This is a genomic window from Amycolatopsis lurida (assembly GCF_900105055.1).
GTDB lineage: Bacteria > Actinomycetota > Actinomycetes > Mycobacteriales > Pseudonocardiaceae > Amycolatopsis > Amycolatopsis lurida.
In genome coordinates, this window is the sequence record NZ_FNTA01000004.1 from 3,861,496 (window position 1) to 3,881,579 (window position 20,084).

At 69.5% G+C, this 20,084-nt stretch carries 15 protein-coding genes; 4 read left to right on the top strand and 11 right to left on the bottom strand.

Annotation, left to right across the window (positions count from 1 at the left end; all coding sequences use genetic code 11):
* Window positions 1-58: 58 nt before the first annotated feature.
* On the bottom strand, window positions 59-1,372 hold the full coding sequence (locus tag BLW75_RS23310) for a hypothetical protein (RefSeq protein ID WP_091598174.1): 1,314 nt from the start codon (window positions 1,370-1,372) through the stop codon (window positions 59-61).
* The gene (locus tag BLW75_RS23315; protein ID WP_241783479.1) at window positions 1,369-2,259 is read right to left on the bottom strand and encodes a nitrate- and nitrite sensing domain-containing protein; all 891 of its coding nucleotides are present in this window, start codon (window positions 2,257-2,259) and stop codon (window positions 1,369-1,371) included. The genes BLW75_RS23310 and BLW75_RS23315 overlap by 4 nt, the downstream gene beginning before the upstream one ends.
* Before the next feature lie 120 nt (window positions 2,260-2,379).
* On the opposite strand from BLW75_RS23315, the gene BLW75_RS23320 reads away from it, so the two are divergent.
* The 4 genes from BLW75_RS23320 to BLW75_RS23335 all read left to right on the top strand — a co-directional run bounded on the left by BLW75_RS23320 (window position 2,380) and on the right by BLW75_RS23335 (window position 7,522).
* Window positions 2,380-2,697: a nucleotide pyrophosphohydrolase gene (locus BLW75_RS23320; protein WP_034309662.1), complete on the top strand. Its 318-nt coding sequence runs from the start codon at window positions 2,380-2,382 to the stop codon at window positions 2,695-2,697.
* A gap of 68 nt (window positions 2,698-2,765) precedes the next feature.
* Entirely contained in the window at window positions 2,766-5,285 is a 2,520-nt protein-coding gene (locus BLW75_RS23325) for a M14 family zinc carboxypeptidase (protein WP_034309661.1), read from the top strand.
* 9 nt (window positions 5,286-5,294) lie between these two features.
* On the top strand, window positions 5,295-5,921 hold the full coding sequence (locus BLW75_RS23330) for a response regulator (RefSeq protein WP_034309658.1): 627 nt from the start codon (window positions 5,295-5,297) through the stop codon (window positions 5,919-5,921).
* Window positions 5,922-5,989: 68 nt separating this feature from the next.
* Complete coding sequence (locus tag BLW75_RS23335; protein WP_241783477.1) at window positions 5,990-7,522, top strand: hypothetical protein; 1,533 nt, start codon at window positions 5,990-5,992, stop codon at window positions 7,520-7,522.
* Here BLW75_RS23335 and BLW75_RS23340 read toward each other — a convergent pair.
* The 9 genes from BLW75_RS23340 to BLW75_RS23380 all read right to left on the bottom strand — a co-directional run bounded on the left by BLW75_RS23340 (window position 7,503) and on the right by BLW75_RS23380 (window position 20,029).
* The gene (locus BLW75_RS23340) at window positions 7,503-9,647 is read right to left on the bottom strand and encodes an ATP-binding protein (protein ID WP_034309656.1); all 2,145 of its coding nucleotides are present in this window, start codon (window positions 9,645-9,647) and stop codon (window positions 7,503-7,505) included. The two genes, BLW75_RS23335 and BLW75_RS23340, sit on opposite strands and share 20 nt — an antisense overlap.
* 36 nt (window positions 9,648-9,683) lie before the next feature.
* Window positions 9,684-10,310, bottom strand: coding sequence for a histidine phosphatase family protein (locus BLW75_RS23345; RefSeq protein WP_034309653.1), 627 nt, complete (start codon window positions 10,308-10,310; stop codon window positions 9,684-9,686).
* A 9-nt stretch (window positions 10,311-10,319) separates the two neighbouring features.
* Entirely contained in the window at window positions 10,320-10,952 is a 633-nt protein-coding gene (locus BLW75_RS23350) for a class F sortase (protein WP_034309651.1), read from the bottom strand.
* Window positions 10,949-11,557 carry an excalibur calcium-binding domain-containing protein gene (locus BLW75_RS23355; protein ID WP_034309649.1) on the bottom strand — a complete coding sequence of 203 codons (609 nt, stop codon included), beginning with the start codon at window positions 11,555-11,557 and terminating at the stop codon, window positions 10,949-10,951. The genes BLW75_RS23350 and BLW75_RS23355 overlap by 4 nt, the downstream gene beginning before the upstream one ends.
* Window positions 11,558-11,691: 134 nt before the next feature.
* Window positions 11,692-12,837: a GAF domain-containing sensor histidine kinase gene (locus BLW75_RS23360; protein WP_034309646.1), complete on the bottom strand. Its 1,146-nt coding sequence runs from the start codon at window positions 12,835-12,837 to the stop codon at window positions 11,692-11,694.
* 14 nt (window positions 12,838-12,851) lie between these two features.
* On the bottom strand, window positions 12,852-16,094 hold the full coding sequence (cydD, locus tag BLW75_RS23365; protein ID WP_091598180.1) for a thiol reductant ABC exporter subunit CydD: 3,243 nt from the start codon (window positions 16,092-16,094) through the stop codon (window positions 12,852-12,854).
* Window positions 16,091-17,098, bottom strand: coding sequence for a cytochrome d ubiquinol oxidase subunit II (gene cydB, locus BLW75_RS23370; RefSeq protein ID WP_034309644.1), 1,008 nt, complete (start codon window positions 17,096-17,098; stop codon window positions 16,091-16,093). Before cydB ends, cydD begins: the two co-directional genes overlap by 4 nt.
* 384 nt (window positions 17,099-17,482) lie before the next feature.
* Window positions 17,483-18,994 carry a cytochrome ubiquinol oxidase subunit I gene (locus BLW75_RS23375; RefSeq protein WP_034309641.1) on the bottom strand — a complete coding sequence of 504 codons (1,512 nt, stop codon included), beginning with the start codon at window positions 18,992-18,994 and terminating at the stop codon, window positions 17,483-17,485.
* Between the two features lie 81 nt (window positions 18,995-19,075).
* Window positions 19,076-20,029 carry a S41 family peptidase gene (locus BLW75_RS23380; RefSeq protein WP_034309638.1) on the bottom strand — a complete coding sequence of 318 codons (954 nt, stop codon included), beginning with the start codon at window positions 20,027-20,029 and terminating at the stop codon, window positions 19,076-19,078.
* Between the last annotated feature and the right edge of the window lie 55 nt (window positions 20,030-20,084).

Below are 20,084 nucleotides of genomic sequence, written 5' to 3' on the forward strand. Positions count from 1 at the left end.
CGACCTCTTCGCCGGGTTTCCTCGGTTCGCTTCGAATAACGACGGGCGGCGGGCGCGGTTACGCCCTGACCGGTTTGGGAATCGCGATTCTCGCCGCTTTGACCTCGGCGATCAGCCGCGTCTTGCGTTTGTGTATTTCCACCAATGTGCCGAGGTATGAACTGAATTCTTCGGCCGTACCGGCCTTTTTGTGCGCCGTGCGCAGTTTGCGCAGTTGCCGGGCCGCCTCGCGGTAGGCGTTCGGATCCTTGCGCGTGATCAATTCTTCGACATGGTCCCGGTACACAGGAATGGTTTCGGCCGGATGGGCGACGGAACGGGAATCCGCGAGTTCGACACGCACCGGCAACGACGCCTCGAATCGCACCGCGGCCCGCCATGCCTCGTCGGCGCGGTCCTCGCCGAGCAACGCGCGGACGAGTTCGTCCGCGGCCTCCGTGCTCCCCGCGGCGAGTTCACGCAACCGGGCCAGCGCGGTCTTCCGCTGCGCGACCCAGCGCCCCGTTTCCAGCGACTCTTCGCGCAGCGCGAGGTACGTCGCGGCCGTAGGTTTCTCGTCGAAATCCTTGCGTGAAAAGGGAATCGGCTCGTCCTCCGGCGGAGGCTCCTCCTCCTTCTTGTCCTGTGTGAGCGCGCGCGCCGCATGCGCGATGGCCTCACTGTGCCGTCCCGCCGCGCGCAGCACGCGCACGATCTTGAGACTGACGTCCACTCTCGGCGGCTTGGCGGCGAGGATCGCGACGAGCGCGTCGACGTCGCCGGACACCTCCGCCAGCTCCTCGCGCAGCCGCTCGGCGGTCTCGCGTCGCACCCCGGAGGGATGCTCGGCCAGTACGCTGTCCACAGTGGACTTTATTCGCGCGATCCCCTTGTCCCCCAAGGCGGAGGCGAAGTCGGACAGCTCGATGACCGGCCGGCCGGGGCCGTCGAACTCCACTTCGAGGATCCAGCCGGCCAGACTCTCCGGATCCGGCGGATGCGCCACGCAGGCCCGCGCGTACAGCTCGACGGCCCGGTCCAGCCGATCGGCGACCTCGCCCGAGGCGTCGTCGATCTGCTCCAGCATCTCGCTGATGTCGTCCACGGTCCGGCGGGCGAGCGGGGCGAGATCGGCCCGGCTGCCTGCGTCGAGAAGCCGCTGAAGCGTGTCGAGGACGGAACCGACCTTCGCGGCGTACTCGACGTTGCCCGCCAGCACGGCGGTGTCGAGGAGGCGGTGCGCCTCGGCGACGTCACTCCCCTGGGTGACGAAGCGGTTCTCCAGCGCCTGCCGTAACGCAGGGTCACGCTCGGCTTGGGCGTGCAGCAGGTCCGCCAGCGTTTCCGCGTCCAAGGTACGCAGGTAGGGGCGCAGATCCGTCGGGGAACTCACCCGGACAAGTCTGCCCGACCGCTTCGCCGACTCGTGTGGGCCAACAGCGTGCTCTTTTCGGCGTAATCGCTCACCAGGTGTGACCAGGTCAGCGTCGTCGTCGGCAGCCGCCGGGCGAGCTGCATGACGATCGCCGACACCACCCCCGCGAGCAGCGAAATCGCCCCGGCGGCGGCGAGCGCGCCATTCAGTACCCGGCGCCCGCCGTCGATCGCGAGCTGCGCCGAGTACTCGATCTGACGCGCGGCGAGATCGCCGAGGGTCCGGCCGACGACGCCCGCCGCGACCCGCCAAGCGGCTTGGCCGACGGGCGGCGGCGTCGCCGCGCTCAACGCGGTTTCGACCGCGCCGAACCGGCCCCATTCCTCGCTCCCGACGAGATCCCGGTAGGTCTGACGACTACTTTCCGTCAGCTTTCCGGCGATCGCGTCGAGCCTGGACCGGTAGGCGCCCACGGTGGCGGCGTAGTCGCGCCGCCCCGCTTCGTCGATCCCGGCGACCGCGAGGGAATCGCTGCGGTCCATGCCTTCGACCGCGGTGAGCAGTTCGACGGCGATCGTCTGCTGGTAGCCGACCTCGGCGTCGGGGGCCGCCCGCGCGATCTCGCGCAGGGAGGAAAGCGAGGTGTCGATGCGATCGGCGTACGCGGTGTAGGTGGCGGAGCGGCTGCCGGGCGCCTTCAAGGCGACCGCCCGCTCCCGCTGCAGCGACGCGATCCCTCGGCTCGCCTCGGCGAGGGTGACCGCTCCGTTCTCGGCGTCGTCGCGGTCCTCGATGGCCTGCTGGACGAGAAATCCGCCGATGAACAACGCGACGAGCACCAGGGCCGCGCTCGGCACGAACGCGATGGAGAGCACGCGAGACCGAAGGCTTCGCTGATACGTCAAGACTTTCCTTCCGGATGGTCTCCCGACGCCGAGCGACGTTATGCAAGTTGCACTTTGCACGTCAACGCTCGTCCGCCATACGGCCGTTAGCGCACCGTGACGATCTGGTAGGCACGGCACGTGACACTCGACGATCTCAACCAGCGCCTCCGCGACTTCGCCGCGGCACGGGACTGGGAACCGTTCCACACCCCGAAGAACCTGGTCATGGCGCTGTCCGGCGAAGTCGGTGAGCTGACCTCGCTGTTCCAGTGGCTCACTCCGGAGGAGTCCGCGGAGTGGCGTGCCGACCCTGAGCTGGCGCACAACGTCGTCGACGAGATCGCCGACGTCACGCTGTACCTCCTCCAGCTCGCGAACAGCCTCGGGGTGGACCTGATCGAGGCGGCGAACGCCAAGATCGACCGGAACGAAATCCGCTTCCCGGCGCCCGGTTAGCCGCCTTTCGGGTCTTGTGGGGCGTTCGTTCGGCGGAAACACTGTGCCGACGTCCCTGGAGGTGGCCCTTGTCGCGTTCGGCTCGCACCGCGTTCCTTGCCCTCGTGTTGTCCCTGAGCGCGGTCGCCGCGCCGGCTTACGCGGCGCCGCCGCCGACGACGCATCGGGACCCGGGCAACGGGCCGGAACGCAACGAAGTCGCCGCGACCGATCAGCCGATGAGCGTCGCGCGGGCCGCGGCGGGCGAGAATCTCGCGGGCGACCACTCCGGCTATCCGCGCAAGACCAAGCTGCGCGTCTACCCGGAGAACACGGCCGACAAGTCGATCAAGCTCGGGCTCGCGCCGTATCACGCGATCGCGCCGAAGCTGAACGCGTTGCAGGCGCGCAGCGATCGGATCTCCGTCGAGATCGCTGGGCAGTCCGGCCTCGGGCGGGACCTCTACCTGGTGACGATCACCGCGCCCGAGAGCCCGTCCGAGACGCGGCGGCAGGACGCTTGGCGGTCGCTGATCGAGAACGACCCGGCCCGCGCCGCGCGCGACCCGTTCCTGCGCCACGGCTACAAGGCGCCGGTGTGGATCAACAACAACATCCACGGCAACGAATGGGAAGGCACCGACGGCGCGCTCCGCGTCATCGAGAAGCTGGCGACGTCGAACGACCGCCAGACCGCCGAACTGCTGAAACGGAACCGCTTCTACTTCAACGTCACGGCCAATCCGGACGGCCGGGTCGCCGGCACTCGGCAGACGTCGCAGGGTTTCGATCCCAACCGCGATTTCGTCACCGCGTCGCAGCCGGAGGTGCGGGCCATGCGCGGGATCGCCATCGGCAAGCAGCCGCTGATGATGCTGGACGAACACGGCTATGTCGCGAACACGCTCATCGAGCCGACCACCCCGCCGCACGGCCAGAACTACGACTTCGACCTCTACATCAAGCACGGGTACGCCAACGGGCTCGGCATGGAGAAGGCCGTCCAGGCGCTCGGGCGGCCGGAGACGGCGAAGCCCGAAATCCCGTTCCGCGACTACGAACCCGGCAGCTGGGACGGCTGGGCGCCGATCTACACCGCCCAGTACGCGATGTACCACGGCGCGGTGTCGTTCACGATCGAAGTCCCGATGCGGGTCAACAACGCGGATTACGAGACGCAGCCGGTGGCCGAGCTCCAGCGGCGCGCGGTGATCAACACCGAGGTCGTCGAGGCCACCATCGGCAGCACGCTGAACTACGTCGACCGCAACCGCGGTGAGCTCATCGCGAACCAGATCGAGATGTTCCGCCGTGGCACGGCCGGTGAAGCGCAGCGCGAGATCCCCGACGGATTCGTACCCGGCTTCGGGCCGGAAGACCGCTACCGCACGGAGTTCCCGCGTGCGTACGTCATTCCCACCGGCGCGGACCAGCGTTCCGCCGTCGCCGCTTCGCGTCTCGTCGACCACCTGGTGGCCAACGACGTACGCGTGAAGCAGGCGGATCGCCCGTTCTCGCTGGCCGGGCGCCGGCATCCGGCCGGTTCGTACGTGGTCGACATGCACCAGCCGAAACGCGGCCTGGCGAACGTGATGCTGGAGCAGGGCAGCGACATCTCGGCGAAGGTGCCGGTCATGTACGACATCTCCGGCTGGAGCCACCGCCTGCTGTGGGGCGCGTCGGTCGACATCGTCAAGCAGGGCAGGCTCGACGTCCGGGCGCACGACGTCGTCGCCGCGTCGCCCACCGGCGGCGTCGACGCCGCGCCCGGCCGGGACCTCGCGCTGAAGCTCGTCGACGGCAAGGACGTCAGCGCCGTCAACGACCTGCTGAACCGGGGCCTCGCGCTGGGACGGACGGCCGACGGCACGATCGTCGTCCCCGCGTCGGCCCGCCCGGCGGCCGCCGAGGTGGCGGACCGCTACGGCGTCCGGTTCACCGAAGCAAGCGGGACGGCGACGCCGTTGACCCGCAAGACCATCGCGGCCGCCGTCGGACCCGACGAGCTGAAAGCACTGCGGGACATGGGCTTCGACGTGCGGCCGGTGTCGGCGGCGGTGCTCAACGCCGGCTTCGACTGGTCCAAGGTGGACCTCCTGTTCGTCTCATCGGGACTGCGCCACACCGATCTCGACCCGGCCGCGAAAGACGCCTTGCGCGCCTTCCTCGCCCGCGGCGGCGTGGTCACGCGCGGCGCCACGGGCGCGCGGTTCAACACCGACGTGGGACTTCTCGAAGCACGTCCGGTGGCGGGCTGGGAAGACGGGAACGGCGTCGTTTCGGTGGTCAACGGGACCGGCCCGGTGGGGAGCGGCGCGTTGCCGGACTCGTTCGTCTACGGGCCGTTCTGGTTCACCGATCTCGGCTCCTCGGTCAGTGTCGAGCAGCGCTACGCGAGCGGGAATCCGCTGGTCGCGGGGCATTGGCGGACACAGGACGACGGGACGGGCGGGCCGCTGCAGGCGGCGGGACAGGCCGCGGTCGTGTCCGGGACCTCGGGGCTCGGCGGGCGGGCGGTGCTGTTCGGCACCGAACCGCTCTTCCGCGATCACCCGAAGGGCTTGTACTCGCAGGTGGCCAAGGCGATTTACTGGGCCGCCGCGAAGTAACGTGGGGGTATGCCGATCCAGGTGCTGCTCATCGACGACCACGAGGTGGTGAGGCGCGGCCTGCGCGACCTCCTCACCGACGAGCCCGACATCGAGGTCGTCGCCGAAGCGAGCGGGGTCGACGAGGCCCTGGCCGTGGCGATGCACGTCGAGCCGGACGTCGCGGTGGTCGACGTGCGGCTCGGCGACGGCGACGGCATCGCGCTCTGCCGCGAGCTGCGGTCGAAGCCGAACCCGCCGCAGTGCCTGATGCTGACCGCGTTCGACGACGAGGAGGCCATGGTCGGCGCCATCATGGCCGGCGCGGCCGGGTACCTGCTGAAACAGGTCCGCGGTCAGGACGTCGTCAACGCGGTCCGCGAGGTCGCGGCGGGCCGGTCGCTGCTCGATCCGCTGTCGACGGCACGGGTGCTCGACAAGCTGCGGCATCCGCCAGAGGACGAGCTCGGGTCCCTCACCGAACGCGAGCGTGAGGTGCTGGAGCTGATCGGGCAGGGCATGTCCAACCGTGAGATCGCGGAACGCCTGTTCCTCGCCGAGAAGACGGTGAAGAACTACGTGACCTCGGTCCTCGCGAAGCTGGGCATGCAGCGCCGCACGCAGGCCGCGGCGTGGATCGCGCGCCGGGACAGGTAGTGCGCGAAAAAGGTTCCCACCCCGTCGTTTGGCCGAAGGTCCCGGTCGAGCCGGGGTTCCGTTCCTGGTTGACGAACGCTCCCGAACGGCAGCTCCTCGTGGTCGTCCGGACGCTGACGACGGTGAACCGGCTTCAGGACATCCTGACCCTGACGAGCGCCGATCTCCGGATCCAGACGACCTTCACCTTCGACGAGGCGCGGCCGGGGATCCTTTCGGCCGGGGTAAGTGACGCGTTGCGGGCGCTGCGGGTGGCCGTCACCCCGTGGGAACAGGCCGCGAAGAACACCTTCGACCTCATCCTCGCGGCGAGCGAGAACGACGCCCTTCACGAGCTGAACGGGCCGATCCTGCTGGTGCCGCACGGGATCGGTTACCAGAAGTACTACCCCGGCGGCCGGGTCACGTCGGGGATGGATCCGGACCGGCTCGTGCACCACGACCGGGTGATCCCGGCGGCGATCGCGCTTTCGCACTCCGTGCAACGGGAGCAGCTGAAGTCGGCTTGCCCGGAGGCGCTGGACCGGGCGGTCGTCGTCGGCGATCCCTGCCACGACCGGATGATGGCGAGCAGGCACCGGGTGGCGGCTTACCGCGCCGCGCTCGGCGCCGGCGACCGGAAGGTCGTCGTGATCGCGTCGACCTGGGGCCGGCATTCGCTCTACGCCAGGCAGCCGCGGCTTCCTCACCGGCTGCTGAGCGAACTGCCGCTCGACGACTTCCAGATCGTCCTCACCCTGCATCCCGGGGTGTGGGCGGCGCACGGCCCGTGGCAGCTGGAGTCGTGGCTCCGGCCGGAACTCGCCGCGGGGCTCACGCTCATTCCCCCGGACCACGGCTGGCAGGCCGCGCTGCTGGCGGCGGATTGCGTGCTCTCCGATCAGGGTTCCGCCGCGCTGTACGCCGCCGCGGCGGGCAAACCCGTGCTCCTCGCCCCCTCCGCCGCGCCCACGACGGTGGACGACTCACCCCTCGCGATGCTGACGCGGGCCACGGCCGAAGTGGCGGACTCGGGGTTGCGCGAGCAGATCGACGCGGCCATCGAGAACCACTCGCCGGAGCGCTACCGGCCGATCGTCGACCAAGCCGTCGAGGACGCCGCGAGCGGTCAGCGGCTGGGCGATGTGCTCTACGACCTCCTGGACCTGAAGCAGCCGGATCCGCGTCCCGACTTCCCACCCGTGCCGGAACCGGCGCCGGTGACCCATCCGGTGGCCGCGCTCGCCGCCGGATGGGACGAAACCGGAAAGCTGGTGCGCTTTCCCGCGTCCACCCGGCCGGAAGGCCTGCGCCACCGGCATGTTCTCGCCCACGCGGATCAAGCGACCCTGCGCGACCTGGACGGTGCGGCCATCGTGTTCGCCGAGGCCTCGGACCGGTTCGACGAGTTGCTCACCCACTGGCCGCTCGCCCGGCTCGTCGCCGCCCCCGCCCCCGGCGGCTGTCTCGCGCGGGTCCGGGACCTCGGCGATTTCCTCCTGTCAGCGGAAATCGACCCGACCCTCCTGGCGAGTCATCTCCACCTTCTGCTCGCCTCGCACGCGGACGTCGAAGGCACGCACGCGGTCAACGGGCGGCCGGTCACCGTCTCCCGCTGTTAGCCAGGACCGAACGGAACTCGGCCTCCCGCGGATGCCCCGCGTCGAAGTACGTCTGCCAGGCACGCTGGAAGTGCGTATGCGCCCGGCCGTGATCCCCGCGCGCCGCGAAGAGCCTGCCGAACTCCTCCTCGAACTCGGCCGTGTACTGCGTCGCACCGGACACCAGCCGCCACGCTTCGAGCAATTCGCGTTCGGCGTCGTCGTAGTGGCCGATCGTCCGGAGGTACTTGGCCCGCACCATCGACACCCGGCCGAGGTTCCGGCTGTCGGACGCGGGGAACTGCCGCGCGGATTCGGCGAGCAACGCCCAGATCTGTTCGTACGCACCACCTTTCAGCAGCACGTTCGCCAGCATGCGGCTGTGGATGCCGAGTGACCGGCGGCCCGCTTCGGCCATCGCGCGATCCAGCATCACGGCTCGCCCAAGGAAGTCCGCGGCGGCCGGGAGGAGCCCTTTCTCTTCGTGGAACCGGCCGCAGAATTCCTGCACGGAGGATTCCAGTGCCGGGTCGTCCAGGGCCCGGACCGTTTCGAGCGCCTCTTCCAGCAGCGGCTGGGCGCGGTCGAATTCGTGCAACAGGAAGAAAGTACGGCCCTGCTGGCTGAGAATCCTGGTGATCAGGGCCGGATCGCCATGCCGCCTCGCCGCGAGCAGCCCCCAGTGATTGATGTGTGCGAAGAGCCGGTGGTGCCCACGGTTGAGCATGAGCACTTCCAGCGCGCCGCAGATCTGCCCGAGCTCGACGTCCCGTTTCCGCTCGAAAGCCTGATATGCCAGTGCGCCATAGGTTTCCCGGGCGTCCTCGACCCAGTCGAGCGGCGCCTTCCGCTCGAAATCCGGGGCCGGCACGGAAACCGGCGCGTAGCGGCGCAGACGGTCCGGACTGGTGAGGTGGTCCGCGGCGACGGCCTGGTCGCGGAAGAAGACCAGCGCCCGATCGGTCGCGGCGTCCCGGGTCCCGCGCCGGTGCGCCCCCTCCCGGATCAGGTTGAACAGCCGCTGCCGGGGAGTGCCGGTCGGCGCCAGGAACCCCGCGTCGGTGAGTTCGTCGAGCGCGTCTCCGGCCGGCTTGGCGAAGACCGCGGTCGCCGACGCCGTCGTGAAATCGGGCCCGGGATGGGACGCCAGCAGTTCGCAGAGTTCCGCGGCGTCGGCGGACAGCTCGGCGAACGACTGCTCGAACGCCATCGCGATGACGTCGACACCGCCGAGCACCCCGGTCCGCCGGAAATCGGCCAGTACCGAGGCCACCGCGCCGGGGCCGCGCCGCAGGCGTTTGCGGATCCGGACACCGGCCTGCACCAGGGCGAACGGCATATGGTCGCACAGCGCGGCGAGTTCGGCGGCGGAGTCGCGTTCCGCCTCGATGGCCGCCGGATCCGACGCCTTGCCGAGGAGTTCGAGCGCGAAGTCCCGGTCGAGGGATTCCAGCTCGATCGGCGGAGCGACGTTGCCGGTCAGCAGCTCGTCGTCCTGACGGACGGCGGTCACCAGCACCAGGCTCGACGGTGACGAGGGGATCAGTTCGCGGATGTCCGCGGCCACTTCGGCGTTGTCCAGTGCCAGGAGGAACCGGCGCCGGGCGGTGACCGATCGGTACTGGGCCCACAGCTCGGCGGTGTTCGTGGTCACCAGATTCGTCTCGACCCCGAGCGCGCGCAGGACCCTCGTCGCCACCTCCGAGCGGCGCAGCACGGTGCCGTCGCGATAGTCCGCGAGATCGACATAGACCTGATCCGGATACCGAGCGCGGAGGTCGTCCGCGAGCCGGTACACGAGCGCGCTCTTGCCTGCCCCGCGCGGACCGGTGATGACGTGGACGCCCGGCCCCGAAGCGCTTCGCCGTTCCCTGTCCCGGTCGACGAAATGCGCGGGCGCGCCCGGCACATCGCGAACACCGGTACCGCCTCCCGCGAGGATCTCCTGCAACCGTTCGGCGAATTCGGGATCGGTCTCGACCAGTTCCCGGACCGCCCGCTCGGCACTGCCGGGATCCGCGAGCAGCGCCTCCACGTCCTGTGCGGTGCGGCGACGGGCGAGCCGCTTGGCCACCAGGTCCTTCACCCCGCCGGCGGCGCCGACCGCCAGCGCTTTCACGGCCTCACCCAGAACGGCTTCCCACACGGCGTGTTCCCCTCGTCACGGCTGGTGCCGAGGCTATCAACGATCGGCCTCCCCGGTCGGGAGATGGCCGATCACGACCTGCCGGTTGTGGAAGTAGTCGTCCTCACGCAGCACCGTGACGCTCCCGGGTGAACCGCGGAAGTCGACGTACCCGGCCGATTCGAGCGGCATCCGGATCCACGCGGCGAGCACGAACGTGAGCGCGCCACCGTGCGTGACGACGATCTGGTGCTCGCAGCGGCTTTCCAGGATCGACTCCATGGCCGCGTACACCCTCGCGGCCATCGCTCCTTTGGTTTCGGCGCCGGGGATTCCTTCGTCGTGTCCCAACCGGTCGCCGACTGCGGGAGGCGGGACGAACCGGCCGTCCAGCCATTCCTGCGGACGGCCACCGGCTTCCCCGTACGACTTCTCGCGCAGCCGCCGGTCCAGGACCGGGGCCACACCGAGCCGTTCACCGATCAACTCCGCCGTCCGGGCGGTGCGGCGCAGATCCGAGGAGTAGAGCTCCACCTCGTCCGGCACCTTCGCCCGCAGCGACTCGGCGACGGCGACGGCCGCACGTTCTCCGGCGGGAGTGAGTTCCGAGTCGAACCATCCGCCCACCAGACGATCGACGTGGTGGGTGGCCTCGGGATGCGTGACGACGTAGACGGTGCGCATCCCCCGAATCTAAACGCGGGTCAGTTTCGCGAAGGCGACGACGTTGTCGAGGTAGTTGCCGGTCGACGAGTCGAAATCCCCGCCGCAGGTGATCAGGCGCAGTTCGGGCCCGGTCGTGTCGCCGTAGACCTTCTCCGTGGGGAAGGACGCCTTCGAATGCCGCTCGACGGCGTACACGGTGAACACCGCGGTGATCCCGTCCGCGCGGTGGACGAGGGCTTCGTCGCCGACCTTGAGTTCCTTGAGCCGGACGAAGACACCGGGGACCTTCTTGTAGTCGACGTGCCCGGCGAGGATGGCTGGCCCGACCTCGCCGGGTGCCGGGCCGCCGGTGAACCAGCCGGTGGTGATCGCGTCGTGCGGCACCTCCAGGGTGCCGTCGCCCGCCAGGCCGAGGTCGATGATCTCGCCGGTACGGACCCCGATCGCCGGGATCTCGAGCCTCGCCGGCCGCGCGGGCGCGAGCGGCGAGGCCACCGACGGCACCGAGGCCGCCGTGGACACCGTCGTCGGCGACGCGGGTGAGGCGACCCTGCCCGGCGGAGGGACGGTGCACGCGGTCAGCGCGGCCGCGAGCACCACCCCGATGAGCGTGCCGATGACCAGCGGGAACGGCCACCGGCGCCAGGAAGGCCGGATCATCGCTCCGCACGCCGCCGAAGGACCAGGGACGCGCCCGCGGCCGTCGCGGTCAGCAACGCCGCTCCGGTCAGCGCGACCGTGACGACCTCCAGGAAACCACCGTTGGCCTCTCCGCCGCCTGTCGCGACGCCACCGACGGGTTTGACCTTGACCTGACCCGATTTCGCGGGTTCACCGAACCGGGATTCGCAGGCGTACCCGTCGTGGTCACCGTCGAGTTTGTGCGGGTCCCGCGGGTTCTTCTTGAGCTCGGCCTGCGCGGCGGCCTGCGACGGGAAATCGGCGCAATCCTTATCGGTGGATCGCGGTGCGGGCGTTTTCGTGGTGCTCGGCGGCGCGCTGGGCGTGGTCGTTTTCGTCGGCGCCGTTCCGCGCTTGGGCAGGTCTTCGCAGGCGACGCCATCCTTATTTCGATCAAGGCCGTGCGGATCGGAACGATCTTTTTCGAGTTCGGCCTGCGCGTCTTCCTGATACTGGAAGTCGCCGCAGTTGAGATCGGCGACCGCGGGCGCCTCCGCCAGCGCGAACGCCACGGAAGCGGGGCCGAACAAGGAGAATCCGGCGAGGATGACGGCCGTGCCGAGGGCGCGACGAACCGAGGACATGGGGAGTCCTTTCACTGGGATTTCGCGCTCCGAGCGCGTTCGATGCACTTACAGTCGCGCACCGGCCCCTACTGTTACGGATTAATCAGAAATCGCGAACTGTCACTCCAACGAGCGACAAAGATCCGTTAATTTCACACGGGCTGATCGAGTGGAACGTCGAAAGCGACCAAGGTCCCCAGGCTCGGGGAAGAATTGATCGAGAAGCGTCCACCGGACGTCGTCGCGCGTTCGGCGAGATGACGGAGACCGCGTTTGGCCACCCCCTGCGGCACACCGGATCCGTTGTCCCGCACGCGAAGTTTGACGCCTTCCGCGTCACGGCTGAGCGTCACGCGGGTCTCGCTCGCCCCGGAGTGCCTGACCACATTGGACAGTGCTTCACGCAGGGCGGCGCGGATGTGGTCCGCCTGTTCGGCGGGGATGTCGGCCAGTTCGCCCGAAAGTTCCAAGGTCGGCGGGTAGCCGAGCAGTTCGCCCGCGATGCGCACCTCGCCCCGTGCGGACTCGGCGAGGTCGGTGGCGGTGACCGTCTGGTTCGCGGGTTCCGGGCTGCGCAGGGCGCGCACGGTGCCGCGGATCTCTTCGATGGTCTGGTCGAGCTGGTCGATCGCCTCGGACAGGCGCGCTCCGTCGGCCTGCGCGAAGCGTTTCCGCATGTTCTTGCGGACGCGGTCGAGCTGCATCCCGGCGCCGTAGAGCCGCTGCACGATGACGTCGTGCAGCTCGCGCGCGATGCGTTCGCGCTCTTGGTAGAGGGTGACGCGGTGCCGGGCGTTGGCGCCTTCCGCCAGCGCCAGCACCACGCCCGCCTGCGCGGCGAACGCGGTGAGCACCTCGACCGTGCTGGCTGAGAACGGTTCCCCGCCGTGGCGGCGGTACACGGTGAGCGCGCCGAGGACGCGCCCGCCCGCGCCGAACGCCGACGCGGCGAAAGGCCCGAACCCCTGGAGCTCCGGCGGCACGAACGGCGCCGTGCGGGGATCGACGGTGAAGTCCTCGCTCACCACCGGTTTCCCGCCCCTGGCGACCTGGCCCGCGGCGGAATCGGCGGAAAAGGCCAGCCCTCGAAGGCCTTGGGTGGTGTCCCCGTGCGCGGCCTCGGCGACCACCTGGCCGTCGTCCGCGCGCACCATGACGAGACCGAGGTCGGCCTCGGCCAGTTCGACGGCGCGGGCGACCACGGTCTCCAGCACGTCGCCCGGGTCTTCGCCGGACAGGGCGGTGCCGGTGATCTCGGTGGCGGCGGACAGTGCGCGCGCGGCAAGCGTGGGATCCATGAGCGCTATCGACATTAGACCGCTCCGGCCCTTGTGCGCGCTGTGACCCGGCCCTCTCGCACCTCCAGGATCACGTCCGCGTCGTCGGCTTCGGCGGCGTTGTGCGTGACGTGGACGACGGTCTTCCCTGCGAGCGCTTCGCCGAGCCGTTCGCGGAGGGTGCGCGCGGTCGGCTCGTCGAGGTGGGCGGTGGGCTCGTCGAGCAGCACGAGATCGGCCCGCGCGGCGCCGAGGACGGCCCGCGCCAGCGCGACCCGCTGCGCCTGCCCGCCCGAGAGCCCGGCGCCGGCGCTGTCGAGCATCGTCGTGAGCTCGACGTCCTCGAGAACGGCTTGGTACAAGGCCATTCGCAGGTCTGCTTCGGACGCCGTCGGCTGAGCGAGCCGGAGGTTCTCGGCGACCGTGGTCGAGACGAGCATCGGTTCCTGCGGCGCCCAAGCGACGTTCTCGGGAGCGGCGACGTCACCCTTGCTCGGCTGGAGGAACCCGAGCAAGGCCGCGACGAGCGTCGACTTCCCGGCGCCACTCGGGCCGACCACGGCGACGTGCGTCCCGGGCGCGATGTCGAGGTCGACCCCGGTGAGAACCGGACGCTCGGTGCCGGGCCAGCCGAGGTCGGCGTTCCGGATCCGCACCCCGCCGGTGCCATGAAAGGCGCTTTCCTTGCTAAGAACGGCCCGTTCATCGCAAGCGGCGAGGCGCAGACGGGCCTGGCGCAGGGTGTCCCAGTGCTGCACGGCGGGCGGAAGAAGGGAGAGGACCTCCGCCAGCGCGAGCGGCACCAGGGCGACCACGGGCGCGAGTACCGGGTTCAGCGCGCCGGCGGCGACGGCGCTCACGGCGAACCCGGTGCTCACGACGGTGGCGGCCCCTGTCACCAGGATGATCAGAGCGTCGGCCGCGCCGGCACCGAAAGCCTGTCGCCGGGCTTCGGCGGTCAACGCGGTGTCAGTGGTGGCGATTCGGCGACGTCGTTCTTTGTCGACTCCGTATGCGATCAATTCGGCGGCGGCTTCGAACAGGCTCAGCACCTGCGCCGACACCGAACGCCGTCCGGCGGCCAGCGCACTGGTCGCGCGGCGTTCCGCCCGGAGCGCGAGCAGCGGCGCGAACGCGCTGAGCAGCACGGCCGCGGCCAGCGCGATTCCGGCTTCGGGCAGCACGACGGTCTGGACCGCGACAGCGCCGACGGCCACCAACGCGACCACGACCAGCGGCGTGATCACGCGCGGGAGCAGGTCGCGCACGGTGTCGGTGTCGCCGACGAGCCGCCGCTGTTCCTCACCGGCCCGAAGCGCGCGAGCCGGGCCGAGCCGCACCAGCGACTTCCACAGCCGGACGCGCAGGCTCCCGGCGATCCGGAAGGCGGCGTCGTGCGTGACCAGCCGTTCGAGGTAGCGCAGCCCCGCGCGGCCGAGGCCGAACGTCCGCACGCCGACGATCAGCACCGTCAGGGTCAGGATCGGCGGCTGTTGCGACGCCTTGGCGATCAGCCAGCCCGAAAGCGCGGTCAGCGCGACGCCGGCGAGCAACGCGGCGGCACCGAGCAGCGCGCCGCCGAAGAACCTGGGGTGCAGCAGGTCGCGCCAGGGCAGCGGCTTGACCGGCCGTCCGTCTTCAGTGGTTCCGGAGTCAGCTGTCACCGTGGTCGACATGTCGACACCAGGTGTGCGCTCGTGTGCGGCGATGATCGCGGCGGCACCTTCGTCGACGGCTTTACGGACCGCTGTCATGACCAGTGCGGCGCTGGCCTCGTCGAGGTGGGCGGTGGGTTCGTCGAGCAGGAGCAGCCACGCGCCCGACCGGACCCGCGTCAGCGCCCGCGCCACCGCGACACGCTGCCGTTGTCCCTGTGACAGCTTCGAAACCGGCCGCTCGGCGAGTCCGGCGAGCCCGAGTTCGGCGAGGACGTCTTCGCCGCCGGCCTCCTCGCGGACGGTGCCCCCGCCGAACACCGGCGACTGCGGCACCCAGGCGACGTTCTCGCGCCACCGCTCCAGATCGGCGTCGGCGAGGTCGGTACCGCCGACGGTGATCGTCCCGTCGTGCACCTGCACGAAACCGAGCAGGGCGGCGAGCGTCGTCGATTTGCCGCCGCCGCTCGGCGCGCGCAGCCAGGTGATCTCGCCGGGGCCGACGCTGAACGTCTCCCCGTCGGGCGCGAATCCTTCGCGCCTGGCGACGCGTAGTCCGCGGACGTCGATTTCGCCCTGCATGGGCGTCTCGGAACCGGTGGGCGGCAACGGTTCGGCCAGAACATCCGCGACGCGGCGCACGGCCTCGACACCGTCCTCGCTGGCGTGGAACGCGGCGCCGACCGCGCGCAGCGGCTGGTAGCACTCCGGCACGAGGATCAGGACGCCGAGCCCGATGGCCAGCGACAGTTCGCCGGAGACGAGCCGGACACCGATGACGACCGCGACCAGCGCGACCGAAAGCGTCGCGATCAGTTCCAGCGCGAACGCCGACGCGAACGCGACCTTCAACGTTTTGAGCGTCGTGCGGCGATGACGCTCGGAGATCTTCCGCACCGTCTCGGCCTGCGCTTCGGCGCGGCGGAACGCGCTGAGGATCGGCAGCGCGCGAACGAGTTCCAGCAGATGGCCCGACAGTCGGTGTTCGGCGTCGGCGGCCTCGGCGACCCGCTCGGCGGTGTGCTTGCCGATCAGGATCGCGAACAACGGCACCAGCGGCACGGTGATCACGACGAGCACGGCCGACGGCCAGTCGGCGAACAGGATCGCGACACCGGCGGCGAGCGGCACGATCGCGGCGGTCACCAAGGCCGGAAGGTACTGGGTGAAGTAGGCGTCGAGCGCGTCGAGGCCCTTGGTGGTCAACGACGTCAGTTCACCGTGACCGCGGCGCGCGATCCACTCCGGGCCGAGTTTCACAGCGTGGTCGAGAGCTTTGGCGCGCAGCTCCTCCTTCGCGCGAGCGGCCGCGCGAACCGAAACGATCCGCACCGCCCAGCCGGTCAACGCGCGCCCTGCGACGAGCGCGAGCAGCACGGCCAGCTGGGCGGTGCGGTCCCCCGGTGTTCCGCGGACGACCGCGGAGAGGACGTCGGCCAGCAGGAACGCCTGTCCCACCAGCAAGACCGCGTTGACGAAGGACAGGATTCCACTGAGGATCAACGCCCGGCGCGCCGCACTCGAAAGTGGAGCCAGCGCGCCGAGCGGACCCTTCCCCGGTCGCGCTGAGTCCATTGTGGACTCCTTGGCGGAAAGGGTGTCGCGGCCGGGAAGTTCGGTCATGGTGCGTGCACCGGTGGGATGTGCCGGGTACCGATGCGCTTGCGGAACACCCAGTACGTCCAACCCTGGTAGATCAGGACGGCGGGAGCGCCGAACAGCGCGACCCAGGTCATCACGGTCAGCGTGTAGGGACTCGACGCCTCGCCCGCGATCGTCAACGTGTTCGCCGGGTCCACAGTGGACGGCAGGACGTTCGGGTACAGGGCGGCGAAGATCGCGACGGCGGAAGCCGCGATGACCCCGCCGAGCGCGGCGAACGCCTGTCCTTCGCGGCCCGCACGGATCCTGAACCACGCGACGACGGCCGCGAGGACGGCGACGCCGATGAGGAGCAGCGTCCACAGGTCGCCCGAGCGCAGCTGCACGAGGATGAGGAACGCGAGCAACGGCATCAGTGCGACCGGGAGCAGGCGAGTGGCCAGGTTCCGCGCCCGATGGCGGAGGTCGCCTTCGGTCTTGAGCGCGAGGAACGCGGCGCCGTGGACCAGCGAGAACCCGACGACCGCGATCGCGCCGAGCAGCGTTTCGACGCTGAGGGCGGCGAACGGTCCGCCGACCCGGTCGCCGTCGGCGTCGAGCGGGAGGCCGAGGACGGTGGTCGCGAGGAGCAGGCCGACGCCGAACGGCGGGATCCACGAGCCGATGCCGATGACGCGGTCCCAGTTGCGGCGCCAGCGATCGGAGTCGACCTTGCCGCGGTATTCGAACGCGACGCCGCGGCCGATGAGGGCGAGCAGGACCACCAGGAGCGGGAGGTACGCGGCCGAGAAGAGCGACGCGTACCAGCCGGGGAACGCGGCGAACATCGCGCCGCCGGCGACGATCAGCCAGACCTCGTTGCCGTCCCAGACCGGGCCGATCGTGTTGACCATGACGCGGCGCTCGGTGTTGTCCTTCGCGAGGACCGGCATGAGCATGCCGACGCCGAAGTCGAAACCTTCGAGGAAGAGGTAGCCGAGCCAGAACAGGGCGATGACGCAGAACCAGATCGTTTCGAGGGTCATCGGATGCTCACTTTCCTGGACCTGGGCTTCCCGGGCTTCAGGGGCTTGCGGGGCTTGCGGGGCTGAAGGACGCTTTCACCGCATGCGACGCGGTGAAGGACGCCTTCGGCCCGCTGTTCGGTGACCTCGCCCGTCACGCAGCCGCCCCGAGGGTTGCGAAAGCCACTTTCGCAACCTTGAGCGTTGCGAAAGTGGCTTTCGCAACCCGTCCCGGCCGCCCGGGGTCGCCCTTGCCAACCCCAGTCGCCCTGAGTTATCCACAACCGCCCCAGTTGTCCACAGATCGGCTGTGGGTAACCCGCCTGAGCGATACCCCCGATACGCTGGGTGCGGGGCCGTCCCCCGGGAAGGGCGGGGGGCTGGGTAGGTGACGTCAAGAGGCGATCAGTAGGCGAAGGCCAGCGCGTCGTCATCGCCGTCACCGCCTTTCGAATCGCTGTTCTCGCTGGTCGCGGCCGGTTTCTTGGGTGGCATGACGGCGTCCACGCCGCCGCGGACGTACTTCCGCATCAGGAAGACTTCGACCACGCCGAGCACCGCGTAGACGGTCGTCAGCGCGATCAGCGACGTCCACACCTCGCCTGTGGACAACTTCGAGACCGCCTGCGCGGTGAACATCCACACGCCGTCGACGCCGGTCGGGTTCGGCACCACCACGAACGGCTGACGGCCCATCTCGGTGAAGATCCAGCCGGCGCTGTTGCCGATGAACGGCGTCGCGATCCCGCCGAGCACGAGCCACGGGAACCACCGCTGCCCGGGGATCCGCCCGCGCCGGGTCAGCCACAGCGCGAGCAGCCCGATCCCGGCCGAGATCGCGCCGAAGCCGATCATCGCGCGGAAACCCCAGTAGGTCACCGGCAGGTTGGGCACGTAGTCGATCGGCTTGCCCGCGAGCGAACCGAGTTGCGGGTCGTCCGGGTAGTTCGTGCCGTACTTCGCCTGGTACTCCGTCACCAGGTTCTCCACACCCTTGACCTCGGTCGAGAAGTCGTTGTGCGCCAAGAACGAGAGCAGGGCGGGCACGTTGAACGTCTTGACGTCCTCGCAGTTCGCGTTCCGGACGTCGCCGATCGCGATGATCGAGAAGCTCGCCGGTTTCTCCGTGTGGCACAACGCTTCCGCCGACGCCATCTTCATCGGCTGCTGCTCGAACATCAGCTTGCCCTGGAAATCGCCGGTGATCGCCAGCACCGCGAACGCCACCACACCGGTCCAGCCGCCGAGACGCAACGACGAACGCCACACCGCGCGGTGCTCGTCGTCCTCCGAACGCTTGCGCCACAGCTGCCAGCCCGCGACACCGACCAGGAACGCCGCCGCCACCGAGAAGGCGCCCGCGAGCGTGTGCGGGATCGCGGCCAGCGCGGTGTTGTTCGTCAGCACCGCCCAGATCGAGTTCATCGTCGGCTTCCCGTCGACGAACTCGACCCCGACCGGATGCTGCATCCACGAGTTCGCCGCGAGGATGAAGTACGCGGACGCCACGGTCGCCAGCGAGTACGCCCACGCGCACGCCAGGTGGACCTTCTTCGGCAGTTTGTCCCAGCCGAAGATCCACAGCCCCAGGAAGGTCGACTCGACGAAGAACGCGACGAGCCCCTCCATCGCCAGCGGCGCACCGAACACGTCACCCACGAACCGCGAGTACGCGCTCCAGTTCATCCCGAACTGGAACTCCTGCACGATGCCGGTGACCACGCCCATCGCGAAGTTGACCAGCAGGAGTTTCCCCCAGAACTTGGTCATCTTCAGGTACCGCTGATCACCGGTGCGGACCCAGGCCGTTTGCATCCCGGCGACCAGCACGGAAAGCCCGATGGTCAGCGGGACCATCAGGAAGTGATAGACGGTGGTGATGCCGAACTGCCATCGAGCGAGATCGAGAACTTCCACGCCTCAAGCCTGCTCAACGCCCGTTGAGCCCGCCAGTTCAAGTGGTCCCGATCTCGCCGGGACGTTGGTCCCGCGCCCAGGTCAGCCGAGGCCAGCGAGTGTGAGTCGCGCCTCGTCGGCGACCTGCCGCCGCACGCCCGTGTCCCCCAGTGTCAGCACGTGGGCCAGCGCCAACGCGTAGGCCGTGTCGAAAGCGGCCTCGACGTCGGCGGCGATGTCGGGCTGGACGCCGATGCCTTCCCAGTTGGTCCCCGTGACCGGGTTCACCGCCCGTCCACCCGGGACGGTGACATCCAAATGAGTGTCCACTTTGTACTGTTTCCGCGGATTCGCCCCGCCCCCCGTGACCGCGCCCACCGTCTTCGCCCGCCCCAGCTGCTGCAACGAATAGCTCAGATCCTCGGCACCGGAGAACGTCGTCGGCCCGGTCAGCACCCACACCGGCTTGTCCGCGCCGAACTTGCGGCCCGGTACGTACGGCAGCGTCCAGAACTGGTTGGTCACGTCGCCGTCGCGCAGATAGATGCTGTTGAAATGCGTGGGCTCGTCGACCAGATAGCTGATCAGCAGCGCGACCGCCATCGGATCCCCGCCCCGGTTCTCCCGGACGTCGATGAGCAGCGCGTCGGTGGTCGCGAGCAGCGTCATCGCCGCGGCCAGCGCTTCGCCGGCGATGTCCGGCCCGTAGAAGAGCTTCGTCTCCAGGTAACCGACGTTCCCGGCCAGCCGCCGCGCCGACGCGATGCCGTGACAGTTCACTTCCGCCTCGCGCCGGAACTGCTCGGGATCGAACGACTCCCCGTCCACCTCGGGCAACGGGTCGACGTGATGCCGTAACCGCAGGTGCTTGTCCCCGTTGACCGACTGCAGGTCCTGGGTGACCGCGACGGCGAACGCCTGATCGTCGAGCCCCGCGTACGCGCCGTCACTCAGCCTCGCCCGCAGGAGCACCGTCAGCTTCTCGGCGACGTCGGGGAACACATAGTGCTCCTTCAGCCGCGTGCACACGTCTTCGATCCGCGCTCTCTCGTCCATGTTCCCGGACGCTACCAGCGGGGCCTGAAAAAAGAATTCGGTTTACCGAAACCTC

What these genes read in the sequence shown, in the direction of transcription:
- BLW75_RS23330 (WP_034309658.1), top strand. Translation starts at nt 5,295, where the DNA reads ATGCCGATCCAGGTGCTGCTCATCGACGACCACGAGGTGGTGAGGCGC.
- BLW75_RS23345 (WP_034309653.1), bottom strand. Translation starts at nt 10,310, where the DNA reads ATGCGCACCGTCTACGTCGTCACGCATCCCGAGGCCACCCACCACGTC.
- BLW75_RS23350 (WP_034309651.1), bottom strand. Translation starts at nt 10,952, where the DNA reads ATGATCCGGCCTTCCTGGCGCCGGTGGCCGTTCCCGCTGGTCATCGGC.
- BLW75_RS23355 (WP_034309649.1), bottom strand. Translation starts at nt 11,557, where the DNA reads ATGTCCTCGGTTCGTCGCGCCCTCGGCACGGCCGTCATCCTCGCCGGA.
- BLW75_RS23360 (WP_034309646.1), bottom strand. Translation starts at nt 12,837, where the DNA reads ATGGATCCCACGCTTGCCGCGCGCGCACTGTCCGCCGCCACCGAGATC.
- cydD (WP_091598180.1), bottom strand. Translation starts at nt 16,094, where the DNA reads ATGACCGAACTTCCCGGCCGCGACACCCTTTCCGCCAAGGAGTCCACA.
- cydB (WP_034309644.1), bottom strand. Translation starts at nt 17,098, where the DNA reads ATGACCCTCGAAACGATCTGGTTCTGCGTCATCGCCCTGTTCTGGCTC.
- BLW75_RS23380 (WP_034309638.1), bottom strand. Translation starts at nt 20,029, where the DNA reads ATGGACGAGAGAGCGCGGATCGAAGACGTGTGCACGCGGCTGAAGGAG.